Raw genomic sequence first — 23,043 nt, forward strand, 5'->3', positions numbered from 1 at the left:
GCGTGGTCGTTGGCGGCACCCACGGACATGTTGCGGGTAAGGCGGACCCATCTTGTCAAAGGTGACGCTCGCCTTCTTGGACGCCCCACGCGCCGTCCGCGGCTGAATTTCAATGGGAAACCGCGGTGGGATGCCGGAAAATCTAGCGATTTCAAGCTGGTGACCCCTACGGGAATCGAACCCGTGTTTCAGCCGTGAAAGGGCCGCGTCCTAACCGCTAGACGAAGGGGCCGTCTGGGCGAGGCGCGCCTTAGGCGATGGGAGCGCTTTCGGTCAAGGCTCACGCCCATGCCGCGTCGTCGATGTGGAGCTCTGCATCGCTGCGGCCGTTCCAGTCGTTGCGGCGGGCGCGGCCGGCGAGCCACAGGTGGCGGCCGGGCTGGCAGGCGAGGAGGGTCTGGCCGAGCTGGCTTTCGGCGGCGCGGAAGGCGATGCCCTTGAAGCTAGCGCCGTCCGCACCGCGCGCGATCACGCGCAGATGGCCGCCCGAGCCGACAAGATCGGCCTTGAGGATATCGACCGGGCCGACCGCCACCCGCGGCGCGGGCCAGCCCATGCCGTAGGGGCCGCCTTCCTCCAGCGCGTCGATCAGCGCGATATTGAGGCCGCGCGCCGAGACCATCGCGTCGATCAGCAGGTTGCGGCCTTCCGAGGCGCGGGTGACGTCCGCCTCCAGCCTTTCGTGGAGGAAATCGGCCAAGGCATCGACGCCGTCCGCCGCCACGGTCAAGCCCGCGGCCATCGCATGGCCGCCCCCGGCGGCGAGCAGGCCCATGTCCTTCGCCGCCAGCACCGCCGCGCCGAGATCGACGCCGGCGACCGAGCGGCCGGAGCCCTTGCCGACGCCGTCCTCGTCCAGCGCGATGACGATGGCGGGACGGCCCAGCTTCTCCTTCAAACGGCCGGCGACGATGCCGATCACGCCGGGATGCCAGCCCGCGCCAGCGATCACCGCGACGGCGCGGTTGCCCTGCGCGGCCGAAAGGGCTTCCGCGGCCTCCTGGACCGCCGCCTCGATCGCGCGGCGCTCCTCGTTGAGCCGGTCGAGCTCGGCGGCGATTGCACGCGCATCTTCGGGATCTTCAGTGGTGAGCAGCCGCACGCCGAGATCGGACTTGCCGACGCGGCCGCCGGCGTTGATGCGCGGGCCGAGCGCGAAGCCGAGATCGGTGCAGCTGGGCGGCCTGGTGAGGCGGGAGGCGGTGATCAGCGCGTCGAGGCCGACATTGCGGCGGGCGGCCATCACCTTCAGTCCCTGCGCGACGAAGGCGCGGTTGAGGCCCTTCAATTGCGCGACATCGGCGACGGTGCCGAGCGCGACGATGTCGAGCAGCTCGATCAGCTTGGGCTCCGCCCGGTCGGCGAAGAAGCCGCGCGCGCGAAGCAGCCGGACGAGAGCCGCGCCGAGCAGGAAGGCGACGCCGACCGCGGCGAGATGGCCGTGCCCCGCGGCGTCCTCCGCCTCGTCCAGCCGGTTGGGATTGACCAGCGCATAGGCGGCGGGGAGCGCGGTCGCGCATTTGTGGTGATCGACCACCACCACATCGAGCCCGGCGTCGCGCGCCATCGCCAGCGCCTCGAACGCCTGCGCGCCGCAATCGACCGTGACGACGAGGGTCGAGCCCTCCGCCGCCAGCCTGACCAGCGCCTTGCCCGACGGGCCGTAACCCTCCATCAGCCGATCGGGGATATAGGCGCCCGCCTCCAGCCCGAGATCGCGCAGGAGGCGGATGAGCAGCGCGGCGGAGGTCGCGCCGTCGACATCGTAATCGCCGAATATGGTCACCCGCTCGCCGGCGAGCACCGCCGCCGCCAGCCGTTCTGCGGCGCGGTCCATGTCGCGGAAGATCGACGGATCGGGCATGAAATGGCGGATGGTGGGCTGGCGGTGGGCCTCCACCTCCTCGCGCACGCAGCCGCGCGCGAGGAGCAGCCGGGTCACCAGATCGTCTGGGCGCAGGTCCGGATCGCCCGCCAGCCCACGCCACCGCCAGGGCTGGCCGGAGATCGATTGGGCGATGTCGAGCGCGAGCGTCATGGCTGCCGATTCGACGCGCGCCGACGGGTATCGGAATACCCGAAAGTGAGGAAAGTGAGGACACATGGCATATGCGTCGCCCTCCCCATCGATCGGTGCGCGTGGGGGGTCACGGCGAAAGGGACCGGGCTGGGAGCGACGGCGATCATCGCGACACGAAAGCAGGCAGAATCCTACATTGCAAGCGCCCATGTCTTTTGCTCGCGTCTCCGTCTTCCTACATGGCGGGCCGGTCGCAAGAAGGGGTGGCGCATGGAAGCGGTGATCCGGGTCGAGGGGCTCGGCAAGACCTACAAATCGGGGCTGGTCGCGCTCGACCATGTCGACCTGGAGGTCAAGCGCGGCGAGATATTCGCGCTGCTGGGGCCGAACGGCGCGGGCAAGACCACGCTGATCTCTGTCGTGTGCGGCATCGTCAACCCGACGCGCGGGCGGGTGCTGGTCGACGGGCACGACGTGGTGCGCGAATACAAGGCGGCGAGGAAGAAGATCGGGCTGGTGCCGCAGGAGCTGGCCACCGACGCGTTCGAAAGCGTGGTCGACACCGTCACCTTCTCGCGCGGGCTGTTCGGCAAGGCGCCCAACCCCGGTCATATCGAGCAGGTGCTGAAGAGCCTGTCCTTGTGGGACAAGCGCAAATCGAAGATCATCGAGCTTTCAGGCGGCATGAAGCGCCGCGTGCTGATCGCCAAGGCGCTGGCGCACGAGCCCGAGATATTGTTCCTCGACGAGCCGACCGCGGGCGTCGACGTCGAACTGCGCCGCGACATGTGGAAGCTGATCGGCCGCCTGCGCGAGACCGGCGTCACCATCATCCTCACCACCCATTATATCGAGGAGGCCGAGGAGATGGCCGACCGGGTGGGGGTGATCGACAAGGGACGGCTGATCCTGGTCGAGGAGAAGCATGCGCTGATGCGCAAGCTGGGCAAGCGCAAGCTGACCCTGACGCTCGCCGAGCCGCTGGCGGCGGTGCCGGCGGCGCTGGGCGAATGGGACCTGTCGCTGGCCGATGAGGGGCACAGCCTGGTCTATACCTTCGACGCCAAGGCCGAGCGGACGGGCATCCCCTCGCTGTTGAGGAAGATGCAGGAGGAGGGGATCGCGTTCTCCGATCTCGACGCCTCCAAATCCTCGCTCGAGGACATCTTCGTCGATCTGGTCAGGAAGGATGGGCGGTGATGCGTGTTCTCGCCGGCCGCCCTCTCAATCGTCATGCCGGACCTGTTCCGGCATCCATCGCGCCACAATCTCCACGTTCGCGCTTCCGGCCCGATGGACCCCGCAACAAGTCCGGGGTGACGGAGGTGTTTTGCAAAGGATCTGGGTTGTTGTTGATCGAGGGGGCCGCATGAACCTGCACGGCGTATGGGCGATCTATCGCTTCGAGATGGCGCGCGGGCTTCGCACGCTGTGGCAGACGCTGGTCGCGCCGGTTTTGACCACCGCGCTCTATTTCATCGTGTTCGGCGGCGCGATCGGCAGCCGGATGCAGGATATCGGCGGGGTCGACTACGGCGCGTTCATCGTGCCCGGGCTGATCATGCTGACGGTGCTGACGCAGAGCATCAGCAATGCATCGTTCGGCATCTACTTCCCCAAATTCTCCAAGACGATCTTCGAGATATTGTCGGCGCCGGTGTCGCCGCTCGAGGTCGTGACGGGCTATGTCGGCGCGGCGGCGACCAAATCGGTGGTGATCGGCGCGATCATCCTGATCACCTCCACCTTCTTCGTCGATGTCGAGGTGGCGCATCCGGCGGCGATGATCGCCTTCCTGTTCCTGACCGCGATCACCTTCTCGCTGTTCGGCTTCATCATCGGCATCTGGGCGGAAGGCTTCGAGCAGCTGAGCTTCATCCCGATCCTGGTGGTGACGCCGCTGACCTTCCTGGGCGGCGCATTCTATTCGATCGACATGCTGCCGCCCTTGTGGCGGACGGTCAGCCTGTTCAACCCGGTGGTCTATCTGGTCAGCGGATTCCGCTGGAGCTTCTTCGGCCAGGGCGACGTGTCGATCGGGCTGAGCCTGGGGCTGACCGCGGCCTTCCTGGGGCTGTGCCTGGTGATCGTGACGTGGATGTTTCGGACGGGGTACCGGTTGAAGGCGTAACTTAAATCCTCCCCCAGCTTGTCTGGGGGAGGGGGACCGCCGCCGCAGGCGGTGGTGGAGGGGGGCGCCACGGGCGGTACGTTTGCGGCAAGCCCCCTCCACCATGCTTCGCATGGTCCCCCTCCCCCGCTGCGCGGGGGAGGATTTTAGTCGATGCGATATTCGATCGGTTTGAAGCTGCCGCCGTTACTTTGCAGGGCGGAGCAGGCGGTGAGGCCGATGACGAGGTCCGTCTTCGCCTCGAAGACGATCGTGTCGCCCGCCTTGCTGAGCGGCGGCTCGACGGTGAATTCGCCGGTCTCGCCGTTGACCGGCACGTTCATGAAGCAGTTGAACGCGGTGGGGATCATGTCGGGCTCGACGCCCCAGGGCGCGAGCGCCGCGGCGAGATTGCCGAAGCAGCCGCGGTGCGGATCGGCGTCGCCGTAGATGATGCGGAAGGTGTCGGCGGAGCAGGGCGTCAGCAGGAAATCGTGGCGGCCGACATCATCCTGGACGATCTCCAGCATGACATTCGAGCGGTTCGAGTAGAGCGTGTCGCCCCTCGTCAGATAGATGCGGCTGGCATAATCGAGCGTGCGGCCGGCGGAGATCACCTCGCGCACGTCCGCGAGCGAATAGGCGAGCAGATCGGCGACCTGGCCGCCGCGCGGATCGATCACGGTGAGCCGCTGCCCCGCCTTCAGTTCGAAACCCACGCCGGTGCGCGGCGCGATCTCACAGGTCAACCTGTGTCTCCGTCGCGCGGCGGTGGAAGGGGCAGGCCCATTCGTCGCCGACGGCGCGGCCACTATATTGCCGGGCTTCGGAGCCGCTGCCATGCCGCTGGAGCATCGGATTGGCGTCACCGGCCAGCTCGATATCGCGATCGATGATCGACGTGCGCAACTTCTCGTACCGGCCCTGTTCGCGCAGCTGCTCGAACTGGTCGTGCAGGTTGAACACCAGCGCGGGGCGCTCGAACGCGCGCGCGGGGCGGCTGGCGTTTGGATGGAGGCCGACGACGAAGAAGCCCTCGCCGCCGAAGCTCAGCGAGAAATGCGGGTCGTCGGGATCGCTGCTGACGCGCGGATCGGGCTTCTGGCCCAGCCAGGCATCCTTGTCCGAAAGCGATTGCACGCGCTGCCACAACGCCTTTTCAAATTCGCCTTCACTCAGATCGCGCGGGCCTTCGAAGATGACGACGAGCGACTGGAACAGCCTGGGATCGGCCTTGTATCCCTGGGCCAGCGCGTGCAGCGCGGGCCAGATGCGCAGATCGTCCCAGCCCGACATCAGGTCTCGGGCGACGATGATGTGCAGCTGGCCCTTGGACAGCGCGGACTTCGCGCCGACGCAGGGAAATGCCGGATCGCGGACGAAATCGGTGAATCGCGCCGCGAGCGGGTGTTCCGTTTGCGACGATGAAAACAGGGAGTCGGGCCATTGCATCCCCTCTATAACCACTTGCCGGCGCATTCGTTTCGGTATCGTGGGTGAAACTAATCTCGCTCAGGTGGATTGTTCCGGCGGCGGCCGCGATGGCTGCGAGAACAGCGGAAGATCATGACGATCGAACCCGACGCTCCGATCAGCGGCCGTTTTCTGCTCAATCGCGGGCGCAAGCGCATGACGCCGGAGGAGAGGGCCGCGCTCGAGGCCGCGTTCGACGGCGTGCGGAGCGTGCCGGCACGCAGGACGGTGATCGAAAGGGGCGCGCCGGTCGATCGCAGCACCCTGCTGGTCGAGGGCGTGATGTGCCGCTACCTTGACGACCAACAGGGGCATCGCCAGCTGCTCGGCCTGTATATCGCCGGCGATTTCATCGATCTGCACGGCTTCCCGCTCGAACGGCTGGACCATGACATCGCGACGATCACCGACGTGCGGATAGCGAGCGTTCCGCGCGAGCGGTTGAAGGATCTGGTGGCGCGCCATCCCAATCTCGCGCGCACGCTCTGGTTCAGCACGACGGTGGATGCCGCGATGCACCGCGAATGGATTTTCCGGATGGGCCGGCTGGGCGCGACCGGCCGCGTGGCGCATTTCTTCAGCGAGATGGACGCCCGGCTGCGGCTGGCCGAACTGGGCGATGAAGGGGGCGTGCCGCTGCCGATCAACCAGACCGACGTCGCGGAAACGTGCGGACTGACCGCGGTGCACGTCAACCGCGTGATGCGGCGACTGCGCGAGGACGGGCTGGCGACGTTCCGGTCGGGCGTGCTGCGGATCGAGAACCGCAAGGGACTTCACCGACTTGCCGAGTTCAGCGACGATTATCTTTATCCCGACAGACCAGTGTCTTCATAGGGAACAGAAGGCCGACCAGCGCGATTGTGCATGAAAAGTCGGGAGAGCAAATCGATGAACCATGCAGGCCAAGCCGAAAACAGTGCTGGGCAGGCCGTCGCGGTCGACGGCGTCGTGGTGCTCGATGGTCCGGATGGGGTTGCCGTTACCCTGTCGCCCGATGCGGCTGAGCAGACGGGGCGGAACCTGATCTCCGCCGCCGAGGAGGCGCGGCGACAGAGCGGGGACGCCTGACGCTCATCCCGGATTGCGGTGATCGCCCTTGACCCAGCGCACCGTGCCCGAGCTTGCGCGCATCACCACGCTTTCGGTGGTCATCCGCCCGCCGCGCAGGTGCTTGACCCCGTCGAGCAGCGATCCGTCGGTCACGCCCGTCGCGGCGAAGATGCAGTCGCCCCTTGCGAGCTCCTTCAGGTCATAGACCTTGTCGAGATCCTCGATGCCCCATTTGCGCGCGCGGGCGCGCTCGTCATCGTTGCGAAACAGCAGCCGGCCCTTGAACTGTCCGCCGACGCAGCGCAGCGCCGCCGCCGCCAGCACGCCCTCCGGCGCGCCGCCCGAACCCATATAGATGTCGATGGTGGTGTCCGGGTCGGTCGTCGCGATCACGCCGGCGACGTCGCCGTCGGGGATCAGCATGATGCCGCAGCCGATCGCGCGCAGCTCCGCGATCAGCCTTTCGTGGCGCGGGCGATCGAGCACGCAGGCGATGATCTCCGCGGGCTTCACGCCCTTGGCCGCGGCCACCGCCGCGATATTCTCGGTCGCGGTCTTGTCGAGATCGATGACGCCTTCGGGGTAGCCGGGGCCGACCGCGATCTTCTCCATATAGACGTCGGGCGCGTTCAAGAGGCAGCCCTCCTCGGCGATGGCCAGCACCGCGAGCGCGTTGGGGCCGGCCTTGGCGGTGATCGTCGTGCCTTCGAGCGGATCGAGCGCGATGTCGATCCTGGGCCCCTTGCCGGGCGCGGAGCCGACCTTTTCGCCGATATAGAGCATCGGCGCCTCGTCGCGCTCGCCCTCGCCGATGACGACGGTGCCGTCCATGTAGAGCTCGTTCAATGCCGCGCGCATCGCCTCGACCGCGGCCGCGTCCGCCGCCTTCTCGTCACCGCGGCCGATCATCTTCGACGCGGCGATGGCGGCGGCTTCTGTCACGCGCACCATTTCGAGCACGAGGACGCGGTCGAGCATCTGGCTGGCGTTGGTCATCGTATCTCTTTTCGCTGATGGTTGTTGTTCGCGCGGATAAGTGCGCAGGCGCAGCGTGTCGAGGTCAGGCGTCCAATATGTGCATCAGCATCGGCTTGCCGACCAGGCTCGCCGATCCGTCGAGCCGCTCGAGCGCCTGCGTCACGCACCGCTCCGGCCCTTCATGCGTGACGATCGCGACCAGCACGCTGCCGTCGGGATTGGCGCCGCGCTGGATCAGGCTTTCGATCGAGACGCCGGCATCGCGCATCGCCGCCGCGATCTCGGCGAGCACGCCGGGCTTGTCGACCACCGAGAAGCGCAGATAGGCGCGCCCGCGGCGATCGCCTGCGTCGGCGGGGGGGAGCGTCGTCAGCTGGTCGGCGGGCATGGCGAAGGGCGGACCATATTCGCCGCGGGCGATGTCGATCAGATCGGCGACGACCGCGCTCGCGGTCGGCCCGTCGCCCGCGCCGCGCCCCTGGAAGAACAGGCGGCCGACGAAATTGCCCTCCGCCACCACCGCGTTCAATGATCCGACGACATGCGACAGCGGGTGCGCCGTCGGCACCAGCAGCGGATGGACGCGCTGGAACAGCCCGTTCGGCCCGGCCTCCGCCACGCCGACAAGGCGGACGCGGTAGCCAAGCGCCTTGGCCTCGGCGATGTCGGCGGCGATGACGTGGCGGATGCCGGTGATCGCGACATCGTCAAAGGCGAGCGCGGTGCCGAAGGCGAGGGTGGACAGGATCGACAGCTTGTGCGCCGCGTCGACCCCGTCGATGTCGAAGCTGGGATCGGCCTCGGCGAAGCCCAGCGCCTGCGCCTCGGCGAGCACCTCGGCGAAGTCGCGGCCCTCCTCCTCCATCTTGGTCAGGATGAAATTGCAGGTGCCGTTGAGGATGCCGTAAACCTGGCTCAGCGCGTTGGCGGCGGCGCCCTCGCGCAGGCCCTTGATCACCGGGATGCCGCCCGCGACCGCCGCCTCATATTTGAGCGGGGCGCTCCTCTCCTCGGCGAGCGCCGCGAGGTCGAGCCCGTGATGCGCGATCATCGCCTTGTTGGCGGTGACGAAGGCGCGGCCGCCGTCCAGCGTCGCGCGCGCGAGGGTGAGGGCGGGGCCGTCCGATCCGCCGACCAGCTCGACCACCACGTCGGCGCCGGGATGGCGGGCTAGAGCGGTGGTGTCGTCGACCCATTCGAAGCGCGCGATGTCGACGCCGCGATCCTTGGCCCGGTCGCGTGCCGACACGGCGACGACCTCGATCGGCCGGCCGGCGCGGCGGGTGATGAGATCGCGATTGGCGTCGAGCAGGCGGATCACGCCCGCACCCACGGTCCCGAGGCCCGCAAGGGCGATCTTGAGCGGTTCGGTCATGTGGTCGGCCCCTTTCGCGGGGTGCGCCCTATGCGAAGTGGGGGTGGATGGAAAGATCTAGAGCAATCCGTCGCCCCTGCGCAGGCAGGGGCCGCTGGGTTTGTGGCACATCCAACCTCGCCTATGCCGACTGCGGCCCCTGCCTTCGCAGGGGCGACGGATATTACTTCACCAGCCCGATCTCGCGCAGGCGCTGCATCAGATAGTCGTTGGCGGTGATCGGGTCGGGATAGCGGTCGGGATTGTCCGCGCTCACCGTCTCGGGCAGCGTCTCGATCAGGAAATCGCTGCGCAGGTGGAGGAAGAAGGGCATCGAATAACGCGCCACCCCGCGCCGCTCGACCGGCGGGTTGACCACGCGGTGGGTGGTCGAGGGCAGGACGTGGTTGGTCAGCCGCTGCAGCATGTCGCCGACATTGACCACCAGCGCGCCCTCGGGCGGCTTGACCGGCAGCCAGCGGCCGTCCTTGTCGAGCAGCTCCAGCCCCGCCTCCTCGGCGCCGAGCAGCAGGGTGATGAGGTTGATGTCCTCATGTGCGCCGGCGCGGACGCCCGGTGCGTCGGGGCCGATCGGCGGATAATGGAGCAGGCGCAGCACCGAGTTTCCGTCGCGCACGGCATCGTCGAACCAGTCGGGAGCGAGTCCGAGATGCCGCGCGATCGCCGAGAGCAGCCGCCGGCCGACGCCGTCCAGCGCATCGTAGAGCGCGAGCATCGTCTCCCTGAAGCCTTCGGGTTTTTCGGGCCAGACATTGTCGGCCATATGGTCGCGGAAGGGGTGGCCTGGCGCGAGCTCGCGGCCGACATGCCAGAACTCCTTCAGGTCGTGCAGCTTGGCGTCCTTGGCGATCTCGGTGCCGAACGGGGTGTGGCCCCGCGCGCCGCCGCCGCCGGGAATGTGATAGCTGCGCTTCACCTCCTCCGGCTGGTCGAAATAGGCCTTGGTCAGCGCCCAGGCGCGGTCGACCAGCGCGGGATCGATGCCGTGATCGGAAACGATGGCGAAGCCGAAGCGCTCGAACGAACCGCCGAGATCGGCGGCGAAAGCGGCTGGATCGCGCGCCTCGTCATCAAGGCTGAGCGGCGGGACGGCGAGCGTGGGGGTGTCGAGCATGGTCATTTCTTTTGTGGAGGGGAATCGTGCAACGGCTTTAGCGCAAATCCCGCCCCACAGAAATCGACTTAGCCGCCGATCGTGATCGTCCCGTCGCTCGCCGCCGCGCCATTGGGGCTGAGCTCCATGCGGAACGGCTTGCCCTCGTCGGTGGTGCCGCTCAGCGCGTTTCCGGCAGCGGTGAGCTTGAAGCCCGCCTGTTGCAGCTGTTCGCCGAACCAGTTCCGCACCACATCGGCTGCGGCAGGCGCGGCGAAGCGCACCGTGACCCCGCCCGATCCTTCGCCCTCGTTGCCGCCGTCGGCGATGTTCAGGCTGGTGATGGTCGATCCGGGATAGAGATTGACCCCGTTCATCTCGAAATCGCCCGCGTCCAGCTTCAGCTTGGGCATGGCGATATCCGCCTTGAAGCCCGGCAGGTCGATCTTCATCGCGCCACTGTTGCCGTCGGTCGAGATCGTCGCCGCGGCGCCGCTTTCGGTCTCGCCGTTGAAGGTGATGGACGTGCCGTCTTCGTCACCACCCGAACAGGCGGCGATCGACAAGGCGGCAAGCGGAACCAGCATCATACGCATCGATCGTCTCCAACTGTATTATCCATTTAATACAGTGACGATCGAGCAGGTCAATTCCCGCATATGATTGTGCGCTGCAACAAAACTGGTCTAAGGAACTCTCATGCAAGCCCATCCGCCCGTCACGCCCAGCAGCATCGCACCGCTTGGCCCGCGCGAGTTCGTCGCGCTGGTGGCGTGCATGATGGCGATGACCGCGCTCGGCATCGATTCGATGCTGCCCGCGCTCCCCGCCATCGGCGGCGACTTCGCGCTGGCCGACGCCAACGACCAGCAATGGGTGATCGCGGTCTTCATGTTCGGCTTCGCCAGCGGGCAGCTGCTGTGGGGACCGCTCAGCGACCGCTTCGGCCGCCGGCCGATCTTCATGCTCACGCTGGCGCTGGGCGCGGTCTTCAACGCCGTCGCCGCCTTTTCGGCAAGCTACGAGCTTTTGCTGGCGGCGCGCTTCGCCAGCGGCATCGCCGTCGCCTCGTCGCGCGTGGTGACCGTGGCGCTGGTGCGCGACTGCTATTCGGGCCGCGCGATGGCGCGGGTGATGAGCCTGGCCTTCATCGTCTTCATGGCCGCGCCGGTGCTTGCGCCGACGATCGGCACGCTGGTGATGCTGGTCGCGCCTTGGCGGGCGATCTTCTGGACGCTCGCCGCCGCCGCGGCGCTGACATTGCTGTGGGTCTCCGCGCGCCTGCCCGAGACGCTGCATGCCGAGGATCGCCTGCCCTTGAGCCTGACGCGGCTCGCCCGCGGCGCGCGCTTCGCGCTGACCGAGCGCAACTCGATCGGCTACACGCTGGCGATGGCCTGCGTTTCGACCGGGCTGTTCGGCTTCATCAACTCGATCCCGCAGGTGCTCGACGTGGCGTTCGACGCGCTGGACAGGCTCGCGCTGGTCTTCGCCAGCGTCGCCGGGCTGATGGCGGCCGCGAACTATTTCAACTCGCGCATCGTCATGCGCCTCGGCACGCGGCTGCTGTCGCATTCGGCGCTGCTGGGCTTCATCTTCTTCGCGCTGGTCCATCTCGGCTTCGCATTTTCGGGCGCGGAGACCTTGTGGAGCTTCGTCATCGTCCAGGCGCTGATGATGGGCTGTTTCGGCCTCGCCAGCGCCAATTTCGGCGCGATGGCGATGGATAATATGGGCCATATCGCCGGCACCGCATCGAGCGTGCAGGGCTTCATCGGCACCGCCGGCGGCGCGCTTGGCGGCATCCTGATCGGCCAGGCGTTCGATGGCACGACGATCCCGCTCTACACCGGCTTCCTGCTCGGCGGGCTGGGCGCGCTCGCGGCGGTGCTGGTGACCGAGCAGGGCAGGCTGTTCCGCGCGCATCACGCCGCCAACGGCTGATCGCAATTCGCCGGAACCGGGGCGGCTCGACCCACGTTCGCCCTTCATCATCCTTGATGGAGGTCGAGATGGGTGGACGGCATGTAATCGGTCACGGCACGGGCGACGACGGTTTCGACGAGGAAGGCTATGACGAAAGCCAGCGCGCCGAAATCCTGGAGTTCGAACGCGAAGGGCGGACCGACGGCACGATCGTGACCGACCTCGATCCCGATCTGGGCGAGGACGAGGATCTGATGGACGATGAGGACAAGATCGAAGCGATCGAGGACACCGATCTCGGCGAGTCGGACGATGAAGAGGACGAGAATGCCGACGAGGAAGATCGTTGAGACCTGGCGTTCCCCTCCTTTCCGCCGCGATGCTCGCGCTGCTGCTCGCGGGATGCGCCGATCCCACCGACGGCGCGCCGGCCAATGACGCGCTGGCCGGCGCCGGCGCGCCGCTCGACATCGACACGATCGGCGCTGAGAATATGGAAGGGCCGGCCAATCTGGGCATCGATGCCTCACCCGAGCCCGGCCCCGACGATGCGCGCAGCGTCGTCGCGGCTTATTTCGATGCGCTTTCCGCCGGCCGCTACGATGACGCCTTCGCGCTATGGGAACCCGAGGCGGCGGGCATGGACGCCGAGGCGTTCGCCGCCGGCTTCGCTGAATATCGCAGCTACAAGGCCGAGATCGGGGTTCCCGGCCGCGTCGACGCCGGCGCCGGCCAACGCTATGTCACTGTGCCGGTCCGCGTGACCGCCGTCACGGTCGATGATGGCGAGACGGTGACGATGGTCGGCCCGGTCACGCTCCATCGCAGCGGGGCGATCGACGGGGCAACCGCCGCGCAGCGCCGCTGGCGCATCCGCGATACGGCCTTGAGGCCGCTGCCGGACGGTGCGGCCGCTGACCCTTCGGCGGACTATGCCTGCGAGGACGGTCCGGATTTCACCGCCAGCTTCGACAATGACGCCGACACCGCGACGATCGCGCTCGCGGGCGAGGCGCCGGTGGTTCTGGCCGGACAGCGCCCCGCATCGGGCATCTGGTATGCGGGCGAGGGTTGGGAACTGCGCGGCAAGGGGCGCGACGCGACGCTGACCCGCCCCGGAGAGCCGCCGGTCGAGTGCGGCACGCGATAAGGGTGTGTGAGCGGGTGCCCCAGATTCGGAAGATCTGGTTCACGCGAAGCCGCGGAGGCGCGAAGGAGAAGAAGAAGAAGAAGGAAGATTGGTTCACGCGGAGGCGCGGAGACGCAGAGATTTGGTCCTGCCGCGCTGGCGGTTTGCATCTTCCTGAGGTTTTCGCTTGGCGCAGCGTAGAGAGGTGAATGCGCTTCGCGCAGGGCGCCGGCATCTCTGCGCTCTTAGCGTCTCCGCGTGAAAACCCGTCTTCGCGCCTTCGCGCCTTCGCGTGAGCCAGATCTTCCGAATGTCGATCCGCCGCTGGTGTCAGCAGGCTGCGGGTTCGCAGGTGCCGATGCTGATCAGGCGCGCGAGCGGGCCCGATTTGAGCGGCTGATCGAACGCGCCGCCGACCTTGCCGCCGGTGCTCCAGATCACGCGCGCCGAGACGTAGCCGATTTCGGGAAGCTGTAGCCGCGCGGTCTCGCCGGGAATGAACTGCTGATCGGTCTCGGCCATGAACCCGCCCGAGGACAGATCGCGGACGACGGCCGGATGGCCGTGCGTACCGAGCGCGCGCAACACCGTCTCGACCGCCACGGCGGTGCGCGGATGGCGCCGCGCGTCAACCATGGCGCGCGGCGGAACGCTGGCGATGCGTGCGTCGATGCGGAAATGTGCCCCCATGTCCAGGGTGATAGCCGTCACGAGTAAACAAGTGGTGAGCGCTCCGCCTCCGATCAGCGGCGGCGGCGCGCGCGCGCCTCGCGGCCGAGCAGGTGGACGGCGATACTCGCCGCGAAGGCCGCGGCGACCGCGGTGAAGACCACGATGAATCCGGCCAGGATCATGTCGGACAGGTTGAACTGGCCCAACCGGTAGCTGCCCGCGCGGACCAGGCCATAAGCGAGCGGGGAGAGGATCAGCAGCGTCAGCGCGAACGCGGCGAGGCCCATGCGCCGCGCCACGCGCTGCGTGTGATCGCGGTCCCCCAGCAAGGCGGGCCGGACATCACGTTGCTGCCTGCGAACCTGACGGCTCATTATCGACAATCCCCCCTCGGCCATCGGCCATGATCCCCGGCCTTGCGGCCGTTCCCCGGATCGCGAGGAGTGCTTCACCGAATTCGGCGTGAAGTCAAGCGATTGGGCATGTTCGCCTCCGGATCGGAGAAGGTTTTGGCGGCGCGACAAGCGCCGTTGTCACCGTTCCTCACGGATTCCTCATTTGACGCTCACAACGATTCATCGCTAATAGGCCACGCTTCATCGACAGCAAGGTGAGATGTGATGCCCGACCAGACGGACTTCTCCGACCGCCCCGAGCGCTCGCCCGGCGCCAAGCTGGGCTTCGCGATCCTGATCGCGATGCTGCTCGCGATCCCGCTCTTCACCGTCTATCTGCTGGTCTACGACCGGCAGTCGCAGTCGGAGACCGCGCGCTCGTCGATCGCCGAAGGCTGGGGCGGGCCGCAGCTGATCGCGGGACCCATCCTGGTTATTCCCTATCCGCAGCAGGTGACCGAGACCGTCACCGAGGGCGGCCGGCAGGTGGTCAAGACCAACACCGTCTGGCGCGAGCTGACGCTGGCGCCCGAGCTCGCCGACATTCGGTCCGACCTCAAGCCCGAGCGGCGCACGCGGTCGATCTACGAGGCGGTGGTCTATGAGGCGAAGACGACGGGCCAAGCGCGCTTCCGCCTGCCCGCCGACCTCGCCCGCTTCGGCGTGACGGCCGAAGCGCTCGCCTATGACCGCGCCGAGCTGCGTTTCGGGTTGAAGGACGCGCGCGGGCTGTTCGGCGCACCGCCTTCGGTCACCGTCGACGGCCGGCGCCTGCAATTGCAGCCGGGCAAGGGGCCGGAGGAGACCAGCGGATCGGGCTTCTTCACCTGGATCGACGCGTCGTCGGTCCGGACGCAGCCGATGACCGCGAGCTTCGCCTTCGATTTCCGCGGCAATGGCTGGCTCGCGCTTGCGCCGCAGGCGGGCGACACGCGCTGGACGGTCAGGTCGCCCTGGCCCAGCCCCAGTTTTACAGGGGGATTCCTGCCGGCGACGCGCTCGATCACTGACGAGGGCTTCACCGCGACCTGGCGGGTGGGCAACCTCGCGCTCGGCCGCGCGCTGGTCGAGGCGGGAGCGGCATCGTCGCCGGAGACCAAATCCTACGCGCCGCGCGACATCTCGACGCTCGGCCAGCCGGCGGGCGCGTACGAGGCGCGCGTCGACCTCGTCACCCCGGTCGATCTCTATTCGCAGGTCGATCGCAGCGTGAAATACGGCTTCCTGTTCATCGGCTTCACCTTCATGGCCTTCCTGATGTTCGATGTGATCGGCGGCGTGCGCGTCTCCGCGGTCGAATACCTGCTGGTCGGCGCCGGGCTGGTGCTGTTCTTCGTCATGCTGCTGGCCTTCGCCGAGGTGATCGGCTTCACCGCCGCCTACTGCGTCGCGGGCGCGGCGATCATCGGGCTCTTGACCGCCTATTCGGCGGCGGTGCTCAAGAGCTGGCGGCGTTCGGCCTATATCGCCGGGCTGCTGACCGCGCTCTATGCGACGCTATATGTACTCTTGAGCCTGGAGGCGTTTTCCTTGCTCATCGGCTCGCTGTTGCTGTTTGCGGCGCTGGCGTCGGTCATGTATCTGACCCGCAACCTGGACTGGGGCGGCATTCGCCGCCCCGCCTGACGCCTTAGAGAAACGGGATCGAACATGGCCGACTTCCTCCTGCCCAAGAACAGCACGATCAAGAAGGGGAAGGCGAACAAGGCCGCGGCGGACGCGAAGAACGTCAAGTCGTTCAAGATCTACCGCTACGATCCCGATTCGGGCGAGAACCCGCGGTACGACACCTTCGAGGTCGATCTCGACGCGTGCGGCCCGATGGTCCTCGACGCGCTGATCAAGATCAAGAACGAGATCGACCCGACGCTGACCTTCCGCCGTTCCTGCCGCGAGGGCATCTGCGGCTCCTGCTCGATGAACATGGACGGCAGGAACGGCCTCGCCTGCACCACCGCGATCGAGGACGTGAAGGGCGAGATCCGGATCACGCCGCTGCCGCATATGGACGTGATCAAGGACCTCGTCCCCGATTTCACCCATTTCTACGCCCAATATTCCTCGATCAAGCCGTGGCTGCAGACCGTCACCCCGGCGCCCTCGGGCAAGGAGCGGCTGCAGACGCCCGAGGACCGCTCGCGCCTTGACGGCCTTTACGAATGCATCCTGTGCGCCTGCTGCTCGACCAGCTGCCCGAGCTACTGGTGGAACAGCGATCGCTTCCTGGGGCCGGCGATCCTGCTCCAGGCCTTTCGCTGGCTGGCCGACAGCCGCGACGAGATGACCGGCGAGCGATTGGACGAGCTGGAGGACCCGTTCCGCCTCTATCGCTGCCACACCATCATGAACTGCGCGAACGTCTGCCCCAAGGGGCTGAACCCGGCCAAGGCGATCGCCGAGATCAAGAAGCTGGAAATCGAGCGGGCGATTTGATCCGTCGACATGGGCCTTCGCCTTCGCTCAGTCCCTACTCAGGATGAGCGGAGTTTTTTAACCGCTCATCCTGAGTAGCCGCTGAGCTTGTCGAAGCGGCGTATCGAAGGACGCCATGACCGACCCTCCCAGCTTCCTTTACGCGGACGATCCGGACAAGCCCGGCTGGAAGAGCTGGGAGCTCAGTGATCCGACGCGGTTCAACAGCCTGCTCGGCCCGTTCAAGGTCCGGCTGGAGGCGGACGGCAGCGCGCGGGTGCGGATGGTTCCGAGGCACATCCATTCCAACCTTCGGAACGCCGTCCATGGCGGCACGACGCTCGCCTTCATTGACATCGCCCTGTTCGCCGCTGCGCGCAGCTTCGGGCTGATCACGGCGGGCACGGCGGTGACGCTCGACCTCTCGACCCAGTTCATCGGCGCGGGCCGGATCGACGAGCCGCTGGACGCGGTGGTCGAGCTGCTGCGCGAGACCGGACGGCTGCTGTTCCTGCGCGGGCTGATCGTCCAGGGCGATGACAGGATCGCCAGCTTTTCCGCGACGATCCGCAAGCCTACGCCCCGCAAGTGACTTCCACGCTCGATCGCTACAACTCGCTCGTCGCGCATGGCGAGCTTCGCCCCGACGCCGAGCAGGCGGCGGCTGCCAAGGCGCTTGCCGGATTGCAGGCGGCGCTCGAAGCGAGCCCGCCACGGGGCAGCATCCTGTGGCGTGCGCTCGGCAAGCGGCCGGAAAGCCCGCGCGGCATCTATCTGTGGGGCGGGGTCGGGCGCGGCAAATCGATGCTGATGGACCTGTTCTACGGCTGCCTGCGCATCGGGCGGAAGCGCCGCGTCCATTTCCACGAGTTCATGCTCGACGTGCACGCGGCGCTGGCCGAGGAGCGCCGGAAGGAGGAGGGCGATCCGATCGCGCCGGTGGCCAGGGCGATCGCCGAGGATGTCCGCTGCCTCGCCTTCGACGAGATGGTGGTCAACAACTCGGCCGACGCGATGATCCTCTCGCGCCTGTTCAAGGCGCTGTGGGACCAGGGGCTGACGATCGTCGCCACCTCCAACCGCGCGCCCGACGATCTCTACAAGGACGGGCTCAACCGCGAGCATTTCCTGCCCTTCATCGCGGCGCTGAAGGAGCGGTGCGCGGTGCTGCCGTTGAACGGGCCGGTCGACTACCGGCTGGATCGCCTGGGCAGCATGGAGACCTGGCTGGTGCCCAACGGGCCGGAGGCGACCGCGGCGCTTTCCGCCGCCTTCTTTCGCCTGACGGACTATCCGCCCGAGGACCGCGCGCACGTGCCGAGCGAGGACATCCCCGTGCAGGGCGGGCGGACGCTGCATGTGCCCAAGAGCCTAAAGGGCGTCGCGGTGTTCAGCTTCAAGCGGCTGTGCGGAGAGGCGCGGGGCGCGGCGGACTATCTCGCGATCGCGCGGCGTTATCACACTGTCATCCTGGTCGGCATCCCCCGGCTGGGGCCGGAGAACCGCAACGAGGCGGCGCGCTTCGTCACGCTGATCGACGCGCTCTATGAGCACAAGGTCAAGCTGCTCGCCGCCGCCGACGCCGAGCCGGGCGCGCTCTACGCGGCGGGGGACGGCCGCTTCGAATTCGACCGCACCGTCAGCCGGCTGATGGAGATGCGCTCCGACGCCTATCTGGCCGAGGGGCATGGCGGCTAGGTCGGATCGACGTTCGGAAAGCTGGTTCACGCGGGAGGCGCGGAGGCGAAGAAGAAGTAGGAAGATTGGTTCACGCGAAGGCGCGGAGGCGCGAAGAAGAAGGGGGATTGGTTCGCGCAGAGACGCGGAGGCGCAGAGAGGTGGTTCTGCCGCGTCAGCGGCTCTCATCTTTTCGCAGGGTTCCGCTTGCCGCAACGTAGCGAAGTGACATGCGCTTCGCGCAGGGTTCGGCATCTCTGCGTCTCCGCGTCTCTGCGCGAACCCCCCTTCTTCCTTCTTCGCGCCTCCGCGCCTTCGCGTGAACCAATCTTTTCAAACGGACCCCGGAACGAGTCCGGGGTGACGAGTGCCCAATGTGAATCCACCCGCCAACTACGCCGCGGCGGAATTGGACGGGCCAATCTCCTCCCGTTAGCTAGGCCTGTCGGATTTTACCAAGAGGGGGTGGCGACATGCTGCGAAAGCTGTTGGGGCGGATCGGGTTGGTGCTGGCGGGCCTTGCGATGGCGGCGCCGGCATCCGCCCAGGCGGAGGGCGCGGCGCCGGCGCCTGTCCTCGTCTCGGCCGATCTGCGCGAGCATCTGAGCCTCGACGGCGCGTGGCACTGGTCGGTGGACCCGTTCCGCGACGGCGTCGCCGGCTTTCATGGCGGGCCGCCGGGGGCGAGCACCAATCGCTGGGCCGACACCATCGCCGCCGATGTCGAGGCGCGCGATCCGCGGGCGCTGTTCGAATTCGACATGCAGCGATCGCCGATCACCCATCTGCCCGGCTCCTGGATCGGGCACGCGCCCGAGATGCGGCATTATCAAGGCCTCGTCTGGTATCAGCGGACCTTCGACCTGCCGGCCGTGCCCAGGGGCAGGCGCGTGTTCCTGCGCTTCGGCGCGGCGGATTACGCGGCGGCGGTCTATCTCAACGGCAAGGAGGTCGGCCGGCACGCGGGCGGGTTCACGCCGTTCGCCTTCGATGTAACCGCGACGCTCAGGCCCGGCGGCAACCAGATCACCGTCGGCGTCGATTCCGCACGCACCGCGGAGAGCGTGCCGCCGCCCGTCACCGACTGGGAGACCTATGGCGGCATCACCCGGCCGGTGACGTTGGTGACGGTGCCCGAGACCTATGTCGACGACGCCTGGATACGGCTGACCCGCGACGGGCGGATCGCCGCGTCGGTGCGGCTCGATGGCCCCGGGGCGGCGGACATGCCCGTCCGCGTCCGCATCGCCGAGCTGGGGCTGACGATCACGGGGCGGACGGATGCGAGCGGCGCGTGGGAGGGCGGCGCCGCCGCGCCGCCCGCGCTCGAACGCTGGTCGCCCGAGCGGCCCAAGCTCTACGATGTCCGCGTCGAGGCGGGCAAGGATGTGCTGCCCGACCACATCGGATTCCGCACCGTCGAGGTGCGCGGGCAGGACATAGTGCTCAATGGCGAACCGGTCTTCCTGCGCGGCATCTCGCTGCACGAGGAGGAGCTGGGCGCCGATCCCGTCCGCGCGATGACGCCCGCGGCGGCGCGGGCGCTGCTCACCGAGATCAAGCAGGGGCTGAACGGCAATTTCGTCCGCCTCGCCCATTATCCCCACAACGAGGTGATGACGCGCATGGCCGACGAGCTGGGCCTCATCGTGTGGAGCGAGGTGCCGGTCTATTGGCAGGTCGACTGGGAGAGCGCGGAGACGCTCGCCGGCGCGCGCGCGATGCTGCGCGAGAATATATTGCGCGACCGCAACCGCGCGTCGATCATGCTGTGGAGCGTCGCCAACGAGACGCCGGTGGGCGAGGCGCGCAACCGCTTCCTGCGCACGCTGATCGGCGATGTCCGCGCGTTGGACGGCAGCCGGCTGGTCACCGCGGCGCTGCTCAGCCGGCGCGACGGCAGGATCAACACCATCGACGATCCGCTCGCCGGCGATCTCGATGTGATGGCGGTCAACACCTATAATGGCTGGTATTCGGGCGACCCGCTCGCCAGCCTGCCCGGGCTCGAATGGCGGACGGAGTTACGCAAGCCGCTGATCTTCTCCGAATTCGGCGCGGGCGCGCTTGCCGGCTATCACGACGCCGCGGCCAATCCGCACAAGTTCAGCGAGGAATATCAGGCCGAATATTACCGGCGCACGCTGGAGATGGCGGCGAAGGTGCCGTCGCTGCGCGGCCTCTCTCCCTGGCTGCTCAAGGACTTCCGCTCGCCGCGGCGGCAGCACCCGGTCTATCAGCAAGGCTGGAACCGCAAGGGGCTGATCTCCCCGACCGGCGCGCGCAAACAGGCGTTCGGCGTGCTCGCGGAGCATTACCGCGAGCTGGCCGAGCGGGGGCGCTGACGGGCGCGTCCCAGCCGCGTCACTCGACATGCGTCCGGGCTCGGCCTAATCCGCGCGCCATGGCCGATGATCCGTTTTCGTTGTTCGACGCTTGGTTCACAGAGGCGCAGGCCGGGGAGCCCAACGACGCCAACGCGATGGCGCTGGCGACGGTGGGCGCGGACGGGCGGCCCTCGGTCAGGATGGTGCTCTTGAAGGGGCATGGGCCCGACGGCTTCGTGTTCTACACCAACCGCGAGAGCCGCAAGGCGGGCGAGCTTGCCGCGACCGGCGGGGCGGCGCTGCTGTTCCACTGGAAGTCGCTGAGGCGGCAGGTTCGGATCGAGGGGAAGGTGTCGCCGGTGAGCGATGCCGAGGCGGACGCCTATTTCGCCACGCGCGGGCGCGATTCGCAGCTCGGCGCCTGGGCGTCCGACCAGTCGCGCCCGCTCGATGCGCGCGCGACCTTCGAGGCGCGCTTCGCCGAGATGGCGGCGCGCTTCGACGGCGGCGACGTGCCGCGCCCGCCGCATTGGGGCGGCTATCGCCTCACGCCCGATGCAATCGAGTTCTGGCAGGATCGCGCGCACCGGCTGCACGAGCGGCGGCTGTTCGTGCGGACCGACGGCGGCTGGTCCGAAGGGCTGCTCTACCCGTGAGCGCGAATCTCGCGGCGCGCGCGGCGATCGCCAGCGTGGCGGTGGCGATCTTCCTGCTCGCGCTCAAGGGCTATGGCGCGGTCGCCACCGGATCGGTCGCGATGCTCGGCTCGCTCGCCGACACCGCGCTCGACCTGCTGGCGAGCCTGGTGACGCTCGCGGGGGTGCGCATCGCGGCCGCGCCCGCCGACCATGATCACCGCTTCGGCCACGGCAAGGCGGAGGCGCTCGCCGCGCTGGCGCAGGTCGCGCTGATCGCGGTCTCGGCCAGCGCGATCCTGGTGCGCGCGGTTGAGCGTCTGTTCTCCGGCGAGACGGCGGCGCAGGCGGAATACGGCATCGGCGTGTCGCTGGTCGCGATCGTCGTCACGCTCGGCCTGCTCGCCTATCAGCGGCACGTGATCGCGCGGACCGGATCGGTCGCGATCCGGGCGGACCATGTCCACTACCAGTCGGACCTGCTGCTCAACGGCGCGGTGATCGCGGCGCTGGTGATCGACCAGTATCTCGGGCTGGCGGGCGCCGATCCGGTGTTCGGCATCGGCATCGCGCTGTGGCTGTTCTGGGGGGCGTGGCGCGCCTCGGCCGATGCGATCGACCAGCTGATGGACAAGGAATGGCCCGAGGAGAAGCGCCGCCGCTTCGTCGAATGCGCCGCGCGCATCCCCGAGCTCAAATCGCTGCACGACCTGCGCACCAGGTCGAGCGGCGCGCGCGAGTTCGTCCAGTTCCACATCGCGATGGACGCCAACCTGACCGTCGCCCAGAGCCACGACATCGTCGAGGCGCTGGAGAAGCGGCTGGAGGCCGAGTTTCCCGGCGTGGAGGTGCTGATCCATGTCGATCCCGAAGGCCAGATCGACCAGCCCGACAACCCGCTCGCCGAGGCCGACGAATTGACCGCGCTCAGAAAAAGGGACCGTGCGTGACGACGCTGACCATCCACCAGATCGACGCCTTCGCCGATCGCCCCTTCGCCGGCAACCCGGCCGCGGTGATGCCGCTCGACGCGTGGCCGGCGGACGATGTGCTGCAGGCGATCGCCGCCGAGAACAACCTCTCCGAGACCGCCTTCATCCTGCCCGATGCGTCGGGCGAGGCGGATTACGAGCTGCGCTGGTTCACCCCCGCCGCGGAAGTGGTGCTGTGCGGCCACGCGACGCTCGCCAGCGGTCATTTCGTGCTGGGGCAGGATGCCGGCCGCGACCGCGTGACCTTCCGCACGCGCAAGGCCGGGATGCTGGCGGTGGAACGCGCCGGCGAGGGCTATGCGTTGGCGCTGCCCGCCTGGGGGCCGTCGCCCAAGCCGCTGCCCGCGATCGTCGCCGCGCTGGGGCTGGACGGCGCGGTCGAGACGCTATGGCACGAGCATCGCTACGGCCTGGTCGTGGTCGAGCACGCCGACATCGTCCGCGCGCTCGACCCCGATTTCCGCAAGCTCGCCGCCGAGGGAGACGTCCTCACCATCGTTACCGCGCCGGGCGACCCCGGATCGGGGTCCGGGGCAGGGGACACGGACATCATCAGCCGCGTCTTCGCCCCCGGCGCGGGCATCGACGAGGATCCCGTGACCGGATCGGCGCACGCGGTGATGGTGCCCTATTGGGCGAAGCGCCTGGGCCGGAACGCGTTCACCGCCTACCAGGCCTCGGCGCGAGGCGGTCGGCTCAGCTGCCGCCTGGACGGCGAGCGCGTCGTGCTCGGCGGCGGCTGCGTGACAGTGATGGAAGGCGTGTTCCGGCTTTAG

General features: G+C 67.9%; 24 protein-coding genes and 1 tRNA gene. 15 read left to right on the plus strand and 10 right to left on the minus strand.

The features are described 5' to 3' along the window. Positions 1 to 157: 157 nt before the first annotated feature. A tRNA-Glu gene (locus tag D1610_RS02205) sits at positions 158 to 232 on the minus strand. 48 nt (positions 233 to 280) lie between these two features. Next, positions 281 to 2,038: a single-stranded-DNA-specific exonuclease RecJ gene (gene recJ / locus D1610_RS02210; protein ID WP_118862478.1), complete on the minus strand. Its 1,758-nt coding sequence runs from the start codon at positions 2,036 to 2,038 to the stop codon at positions 281 to 283. A 252-nt stretch (positions 2,039 to 2,290) separates the two neighbouring features. Here recJ and D1610_RS02215 point away from each other — a divergent pair, with 252 nt between their 5' ends. Both D1610_RS02215 and D1610_RS02220 read left to right on the plus strand, forming a co-directional pair. Beyond that, positions 2,291 to 3,220: an ABC transporter ATP-binding protein gene (locus D1610_RS02215; protein ID WP_118862479.1), complete on the plus strand. Its 930-nt coding sequence runs from the start codon at positions 2,291 to 2,293 to the stop codon at positions 3,218 to 3,220. A 169-nt stretch (positions 3,221 to 3,389) separates the two neighbouring features. Beyond that, positions 3,390 to 4,151 carry an ABC transporter permease gene (locus D1610_RS02220; RefSeq protein WP_118862480.1) on the plus strand — a complete coding sequence of 254 codons (762 nt, stop codon included), beginning with the start codon at positions 3,390 to 3,392 and terminating at the stop codon, positions 4,149 to 4,151. A gap of 146 nt (positions 4,152 to 4,297) precedes the next feature. Here the strand turns inward: D1610_RS02220 and D1610_RS02225 are convergent, their stop codons facing one another. After that, the gene (locus tag D1610_RS02225; RefSeq protein ID WP_245941928.1) at positions 4,298 to 4,879 is read right to left on the minus strand and encodes a DUF1989 domain-containing protein; all 582 of its coding nucleotides are present in this window, start codon (positions 4,877 to 4,879) and stop codon (positions 4,298 to 4,300) included. Beyond that, entirely contained in the window at positions 4,869 to 5,582 is a 714-nt protein-coding gene (gntA, locus tag D1610_RS02230) for a guanitoxin biosynthesis heme-dependent pre-guanitoxin N-hydroxylase GntA (RefSeq protein WP_118862482.1), read from the minus strand. Before gntA ends, D1610_RS02225 begins: the two co-directional genes overlap by 11 nt. A 114-nt stretch (positions 5,583 to 5,696) precedes the next feature. Here gntA and D1610_RS02235 point away from each other — a divergent pair, with 114 nt between their 5' ends. Further along, complete coding sequence (locus tag D1610_RS02235; protein WP_118862943.1) at positions 5,697 to 6,440, plus strand: Crp/Fnr family transcriptional regulator; 744 nt, start codon at positions 5,697 to 5,699, stop codon at positions 6,438 to 6,440. Positions 6,441 to 6,494: 54 nt separating this feature from the next. After that, the gene (locus D1610_RS02240) at positions 6,495 to 6,674 is read left to right on the plus strand and encodes a hypothetical protein (RefSeq protein WP_118862483.1); all 180 of its coding nucleotides are present in this window, start codon (positions 6,495 to 6,497) and stop codon (positions 6,672 to 6,674) included. Between the two features lie 3 nt (positions 6,675 to 6,677). On the opposite strand, the gene glpX is transcribed toward D1610_RS02240, so the two are convergent. The 4 genes from glpX to D1610_RS02260 all read right to left on the minus strand — a co-directional run bounded on the left by glpX (position 6,678) and on the right by D1610_RS02260 (position 10,698). Then, entirely contained in the window at positions 6,678 to 7,652 is a 975-nt protein-coding gene (gene glpX, locus D1610_RS02245; protein ID WP_118862484.1) for a class II fructose-bisphosphatase, read from the minus strand. A 64-nt stretch (positions 7,653 to 7,716) separates the two neighbouring features. Continuing rightward, positions 7,717 to 9,009 (minus strand): homoserine dehydrogenase, encoded by a 1,293-nt coding sequence (locus D1610_RS02250; RefSeq protein ID WP_118862485.1) that lies wholly within the window; start codon positions 9,007 to 9,009, stop codon positions 7,717 to 7,719. Between the two features lie 163 nt (positions 9,010 to 9,172). After that, on the minus strand, positions 9,173 to 10,123 hold the full coding sequence (locus tag D1610_RS02255) for an isopenicillin N synthase family dioxygenase (protein WP_118862944.1): 951 nt from the start codon (positions 10,121 to 10,123) through the stop codon (positions 9,173 to 9,175). 68 nt (positions 10,124 to 10,191) lie between these two features. Then, the gene (locus D1610_RS02260) at positions 10,192 to 10,698 is read right to left on the minus strand and encodes a hypothetical protein (RefSeq protein WP_147414253.1); all 507 of its coding nucleotides are present in this window, start codon (positions 10,696 to 10,698) and stop codon (positions 10,192 to 10,194) included. A gap of 103 nt (positions 10,699 to 10,801) precedes the next feature. Here D1610_RS02260 and D1610_RS02265 point away from each other — a divergent pair, with 103 nt between their 5' ends. The 3 genes from D1610_RS02265 (at position 10,802) to D1610_RS17215 (ending at position 13,178) form a co-directional block, all read left to right on the plus strand. Further along, the gene (locus D1610_RS02265; RefSeq protein ID WP_118862487.1) at positions 10,802 to 12,046 is read left to right on the plus strand and encodes a multidrug effflux MFS transporter; all 1,245 of its coding nucleotides are present in this window, start codon (positions 10,802 to 10,804) and stop codon (positions 12,044 to 12,046) included. A gap of 68 nt (positions 12,047 to 12,114) precedes the next feature. Further along, positions 12,115 to 12,378 (plus strand): DNA primase, encoded by a 264-nt coding sequence (locus D1610_RS02270; protein WP_118862945.1) that lies wholly within the window; start codon positions 12,115 to 12,117, stop codon positions 12,376 to 12,378. A 29-nt stretch (positions 12,379 to 12,407) separates the two neighbouring features. Further along, the gene (locus D1610_RS17215) at positions 12,408 to 13,178 is read left to right on the plus strand and encodes an MliC family protein (protein WP_222926910.1); all 771 of its coding nucleotides are present in this window, start codon (positions 12,408 to 12,410) and stop codon (positions 13,176 to 13,178) included. Between the two features lie 309 nt (positions 13,179 to 13,487). On the opposite strand, the gene D1610_RS02280 is transcribed toward D1610_RS17215, so the two are convergent. Together D1610_RS02280 and D1610_RS02285 are read right to left on the minus strand one after the other, a co-directional pair. After that, positions 13,488 to 13,793, minus strand: a complete 306-nt coding sequence (locus D1610_RS02280; RefSeq protein WP_222926911.1) for a PilZ domain-containing protein — start codon at positions 13,791 to 13,793, stop codon at positions 13,488 to 13,490. 107 nt (positions 13,794 to 13,900) lie between these two features. Further along, positions 13,901 to 14,203, minus strand: coding sequence for a hypothetical protein (locus D1610_RS02285; RefSeq protein ID WP_147414254.1), 303 nt, complete (start codon positions 14,201 to 14,203; stop codon positions 13,901 to 13,903). A gap of 246 nt (positions 14,204 to 14,449) precedes the next feature. Here D1610_RS02285 and creD point away from each other — a divergent pair, with 246 nt between their 5' ends. The 8 genes from creD (at position 14,450) to D1610_RS02325 (ending at position 23,043) form a co-directional block, all read left to right on the plus strand. After that, positions 14,450 to 15,850 carry a cell envelope integrity protein CreD gene (creD, locus tag D1610_RS02290; RefSeq protein ID WP_118862490.1) on the plus strand — a complete coding sequence of 467 codons (1,401 nt, stop codon included), beginning with the start codon at positions 14,450 to 14,452 and terminating at the stop codon, positions 15,848 to 15,850. 24 nt (positions 15,851 to 15,874) lie between these two features. Next, positions 15,875 to 16,657, plus strand: a complete 783-nt coding sequence (locus tag D1610_RS02295; RefSeq protein ID WP_118862491.1) for a succinate dehydrogenase iron-sulfur subunit — start codon at positions 15,875 to 15,877, stop codon at positions 16,655 to 16,657. A gap of 115 nt (positions 16,658 to 16,772) precedes the next feature. Next, entirely contained in the window at positions 16,773 to 17,228 is a 456-nt protein-coding gene (locus D1610_RS02300; RefSeq protein ID WP_118862492.1) for a PaaI family thioesterase, read from the plus strand. After that, on the plus strand, positions 17,225 to 18,334 hold the full coding sequence (gene zapE / locus D1610_RS02305; protein WP_118862493.1) for a cell division protein ZapE: 1,110 nt from the start codon (positions 17,225 to 17,227) through the stop codon (positions 18,332 to 18,334). Before D1610_RS02300 ends, zapE begins: the two co-directional genes overlap by 4 nt. A gap of 452 nt (positions 18,335 to 18,786) precedes the next feature. Beyond that, a complete protein-coding gene (locus tag D1610_RS02310) occupies positions 18,787 to 20,658 on the plus strand; it encodes a glycoside hydrolase family 2 protein (protein WP_118862494.1) in 1,872 nt (623 codons plus the stop codon). Between the two features lie 59 nt (positions 20,659 to 20,717). Continuing rightward, on the plus strand, positions 20,718 to 21,296 hold the full coding sequence (pdxH, locus tag D1610_RS02315; protein ID WP_118862495.1) for a pyridoxamine 5'-phosphate oxidase: 579 nt from the start codon (positions 20,718 to 20,720) through the stop codon (positions 21,294 to 21,296). Next, entirely contained in the window at positions 21,293 to 22,225 is a 933-nt protein-coding gene (locus D1610_RS02320; RefSeq protein WP_118862496.1) for a cation diffusion facilitator family transporter, read from the plus strand. Before pdxH ends, D1610_RS02320 begins: the two co-directional genes overlap by 4 nt. After that, positions 22,222 to 23,043, plus strand: coding sequence for a PhzF family phenazine biosynthesis protein (locus D1610_RS02325; RefSeq protein ID WP_245941931.1), 822 nt, complete (start codon positions 22,222 to 22,224; stop codon positions 23,041 to 23,043). Before D1610_RS02320 ends, D1610_RS02325 begins: the two co-directional genes overlap by 4 nt.

Source organism: Sphingomonas gilva (assembly GCF_003515075.1).
Taxonomy (GTDB): domain Bacteria; phylum Pseudomonadota; class Alphaproteobacteria; order Sphingomonadales; family Sphingomonadaceae; genus Sphingomonas; species Sphingomonas gilva.

Excerpts from the sequence above, each read along its gene's own strand:
- D1610_RS02300 (WP_118862492.1), top strand. The coding sequence starts at position 16,773 with ATGACCGACCCTCCCAGCTTCCTTTACGCGGACGATCCGGACAAGCCC.
- recJ (WP_118862478.1), bottom strand. The coding sequence starts at position 2,038 with ATGACGCTCGCGCTCGACATCGCCCAATCGATCTCCGGCCAGCCCTGG.
- D1610_RS02310 (WP_118862494.1), top strand. The coding sequence starts at position 18,787 with ATGCTGCGAAAGCTGTTGGGGCGGATCGGGTTGGTGCTGGCGGGCCTT.
- pdxH (WP_118862495.1), top strand. The coding sequence starts at position 20,718 with ATGGCCGATGATCCGTTTTCGTTGTTCGACGCTTGGTTCACAGAGGCG.
- glpX (WP_118862484.1), bottom strand. The coding sequence starts at position 7,652 with ATGACCAACGCCAGCCAGATGCTCGACCGCGTCCTCGTGCTCGAAATG.
- D1610_RS02295 (WP_118862491.1), top strand. The coding sequence starts at position 15,875 with ATGGCCGACTTCCTCCTGCCCAAGAACAGCACGATCAAGAAGGGGAAG.
- D1610_RS02220 (WP_118862480.1), top strand. The coding sequence starts at position 3,390 with ATGAACCTGCACGGCGTATGGGCGATCTATCGCTTCGAGATGGCGCGC.
- D1610_RS02240 (WP_118862483.1), top strand. The coding sequence starts at position 6,495 with ATGAACCATGCAGGCCAAGCCGAAAACAGTGCTGGGCAGGCCGTCGCG.
- D1610_RS02265 (WP_118862487.1), top strand. The coding sequence starts at position 10,802 with ATGCAAGCCCATCCGCCCGTCACGCCCAGCAGCATCGCACCGCTTGGC.
- D1610_RS02250 (WP_118862485.1), bottom strand. The coding sequence starts at position 9,009 with ATGACCGAACCGCTCAAGATCGCCCTTGCGGGCCTCGGGACCGTGGGT.
- D1610_RS02280 (WP_222926911.1), bottom strand. The coding sequence starts at position 13,793 with ATGGTTGACGCGCGGCGCCATCCGCGCACCGCCGTGGCGGTCGAGACG.
- D1610_RS02255 (WP_118862944.1), bottom strand. The coding sequence starts at position 10,123 with ATGCTCGACACCCCCACGCTCGCCGTCCCGCCGCTCAGCCTTGATGAC.
- creD (WP_118862490.1), top strand. The coding sequence starts at position 14,450 with ATGCCCGACCAGACGGACTTCTCCGACCGCCCCGAGCGCTCGCCCGGC.
- D1610_RS17215 (WP_222926910.1), top strand. The coding sequence starts at position 12,408 with ATGCTCGCGCTGCTGCTCGCGGGATGCGCCGATCCCACCGACGGCGCG.
- gntA (WP_118862482.1), bottom strand. The coding sequence starts at position 5,582 with ATGCAATGGCCCGACTCCCTGTTTTCATCGTCGCAAACGGAACACCCG.
- D1610_RS02235 (WP_118862943.1), top strand. The coding sequence starts at position 5,697 with ATGACGATCGAACCCGACGCTCCGATCAGCGGCCGTTTTCTGCTCAAT.
- D1610_RS02215 (WP_118862479.1), top strand. The coding sequence starts at position 2,291 with ATGGAAGCGGTGATCCGGGTCGAGGGGCTCGGCAAGACCTACAAATCG.
- D1610_RS02270 (WP_118862945.1), top strand. The coding sequence starts at position 12,115 with ATGGGTGGACGGCATGTAATCGGTCACGGCACGGGCGACGACGGTTTC.
- D1610_RS02285 (WP_147414254.1), bottom strand. The coding sequence starts at position 14,203 with ATGAGCCGTCAGGTTCGCAGGCAGCAACGTGATGTCCGGCCCGCCTTG.
- D1610_RS02260 (WP_147414253.1), bottom strand. The coding sequence starts at position 10,698 with ATGCGTATGATGCTGGTTCCGCTTGCCGCCTTGTCGATCGCCGCCTGT.